The sequence below is a fragment of the Nonomuraea lactucae genome (assembly GCF_003313395.1).
Lineage (GTDB): Bacteria > Actinomycetota > Actinomycetes > Streptosporangiales > Streptosporangiaceae > Nonomuraea > Nonomuraea lactucae.
This window is the reverse complement of the sequence record NZ_QNFZ01000631.1, coordinates 1-2,554: the sequence shown is the minus strand read 5'-3', so window position 1 is coordinate 2,554 and position 2,554 is coordinate 1. Positions and strand designations below refer to the sequence as shown.

Below are 2,554 nucleotides of genomic sequence, written 5' to 3'. Positions count from 1 at the left end.
GCTGTCGAGGTTCGGCGCCGCGCTGGCCGCCGACGACGACCTGCTAGCCGCGCTCGTGGCCGACACCGGCCGCGTGGCGGAGTCGGTGCTGGAACAGCGGATCGTCGCCGGGCTGGTCGCCCGCTGGGTACGCCAGGCGCCCGCGCTGCTCGCCCCGCCGCCCGAGACGCCCGCCTCCCTGCCGGGGCCGCCGGGAGGTCCGGCGATCGTGGTGGGCGGCGACGCGGTGCCGTACGAGCTGGTGGGGGTGATCAGCCCGTGGAACTTCCCGCTGCTGCTGGGGCTCATCGACGCGGTGCCCGCGCTGGCCGCCGGCTGCGCGGTGCTGGTCAAGCCGAGCGAGGTCACGCCGAGGTTCATCGAGCCGCTGATGCGCCTGGTGCCCGAGGAACTGCCGCTGAGGGTGGTCGAGGGCGGTGCCGAGACCGGCGCCGCGCTGGTGGGCCTGGTGGACGCCGTGGTCTTCACGGGCGGCGTGCCGGCGGGGCGGCGGGTGGCCGAGGCGGCCGCCAGGGCGTTCGTCCCGGCCTTCCTGGAGCTGGGCGGCAAGGACCCGGCGATCGTGCTCGACGGGGCCGACCTGGACCGGGCCGCCTCGGCGATCCTGTGGGGCGGCACCGCCAACGCCGGTCAGTCCTGCCAGTCGATCGAGCGCGTGTACGTGGCGCGCGGAGTCCACGACGAGTTCCTCGCCCTGCTCGCGGCCAAGGCGGCCCGGGTGAGGCTGACCTGCGAGGGCGGCCCCATCGGGCCGATCATCGAACCGGGGCACGAAGGCGTGATCGCCGCCCATCTCGCCGACGCCGTCGCCAAGGGCGCCGCCGTTCACACGGGCGGCCGGATCGAACGGCACGGCGGCGGCCACTGGTGCCGCCCGACCGTGCTCTCGTCCGTGGACCACTCGATGCTGGTCATGACCGAGGAGACGTTCGGCCCGCTCCTGCCCGTCATGGCCGTGGACGGGCCCGACGAGGCCGTGGCCCTGGCCAACGACTCGGTGTACGGGCTGTCGGCCGCCGTGTTCGCCGGCCGCGAGGAGCAGGCCATGGCCGTGGCCGCCCGGCTCCAGGCGGGCGCGGTCAGCGTCAACGACGCCTCGCTGACGGCGCTCGTCCACGAGGGCGAGAAGCACTCGTTCCGGCTGTCTGGCCTCGGCGGCTCCCGCATGGGCGCCGCCTCGATCGGCCGCTTCCTGCGCCGCAGGGCGTTCCTGGTGAACAGATCCGAGGCCGCCGACCCCTGGTGGCACCCGACCGAGGAGTAGATCATGGGACTGCGCGCGGACATGCCCCTGCTGGCGCGCCACGAGGGCCGGTGGGCCGGCGAGTACGTGCACGTCGACCGCGAAGGCTCCGTCGTCGACCGGCACCGCGCCGAGATGACGTGCGCCGTGGTGGACGACGCGGCCTACCACCAGACCAACCGCTACACCTGGGACGACGGGCGCGTCGAGGTGCACGAGTTCCCCGGCGTCTACCTGGGGGGCGGGCGGTGCGGGTTCGACACCGACCGGCTGGAGGGCGAGTTCTGGGAGCTCGACGACAGCACGATCTACCTGAGCTGGCGTTACAAGGCCGAGAGCGAGAACCTGCGGCTGTTCGAGCTGATCGTGCTGAGCGAGGACGGCGCGTCGCGCAACAGGGTGTGGCAGTGGATCAAGGACGGCGAGTGCGTGCGGCGGACGCTGATCAACGAGAGGCGGGTCGCCGGGTGACGTCGCTGCGCGCCCTCGCCCTGCAGATCGAGACCAGGGCGGTCAACGACGTGGCGGATCCGCGGGCCGCGATCCGCGCCGCGATCGACCGCGTCGACCGGCAGGTGGGCGGCTCCAAGGCGTGGATCGGCGCCGACCTGCGGCTGGTGGTGCTGCCGGAGTACGCGCTGACCGGTTTCCCGGCGCGCGAGAGCTTCGCCGAGTGGCGCGACAAGGCCGCGCTCGACCCCGGTGGCCCCGAGTACCCGGCGCTGGCCCGGATCGCCTCCGGCCACGACGTGTTCCTCTGCGTGAACGCCTACGAGAGCGACGAGCACTTCCCCGGGCTGTACTTCCAGGCGTGCGTCATCCTCTCCCCCTCGGGGGAGGTGGTGCTGCGCTACCGGAGGCTGCACTCCATGTTCACGCCCGGGCCGTACGACGTGTGGGAGCGCTACCTGGAGATCTACGGCTGCGATGGCGTGCTGCCCGTGGCCCGCACTGAGATCGGCAACCTGGCGGCCATCGCCTCGGAGGAGATCCTCCACCCCGAGCTGGCCCGCGCGCTCGCCCTGCGCGGCGCGGAGATCTTCTGCAACCCGACCTCCGAGGCGGCGTCCCCCCTGCTCACGCCGAAGGCGATCGCCCGCCGGGCCAGGGCCGTGGAGAACCTCGCCTTCGTCGTCTCGGCCAACAGCGGCGGGCTCACGGGCATCCCGATCCCGCGCGACTCCGCCAACGGAGGTTCGGAGGTGATCGACCACGAGGGGCGCGTGCTAGCGCGGGCGGGAGCGGGCGAGTCGCTGGTCGCCGCCGCCGAGCTGGACCTGGCCGCGCTGCGCCGCGCGCGCCGCAGGCCCG

The 2,554-nt window shown here is 73.8% G+C and carries 3 protein-coding genes; all 3 read left to right on the top strand.

Annotation, left to right across the window (positions count from 1 at the left end; translation table 11 throughout):
- A partial coding sequence (locus DQW85_RS24520) for an aldehyde dehydrogenase family protein (RefSeq protein WP_113702373.1) occupies positions 1 to 1,264 on the top strand: 1,264 nt, incomplete at its 5' end.
- Between the two features lie 3 nt (positions 1,265 to 1,267).
- Positions 1,268 to 1,714, top strand: a complete 447-nt coding sequence (locus DQW85_RS24515; RefSeq protein ID WP_113702372.1) for a DUF3598 domain-containing protein — start codon at positions 1,268 to 1,270, stop codon at positions 1,712 to 1,714.
- The coding region (locus DQW85_RS24510) for a nitrilase-related carbon-nitrogen hydrolase (RefSeq protein WP_205315373.1) at positions 1,711 to 2,554 on the top strand (844 nt) is incomplete at its 3' end. The genes DQW85_RS24515 and DQW85_RS24510, both read left to right, overlap by 4 nt.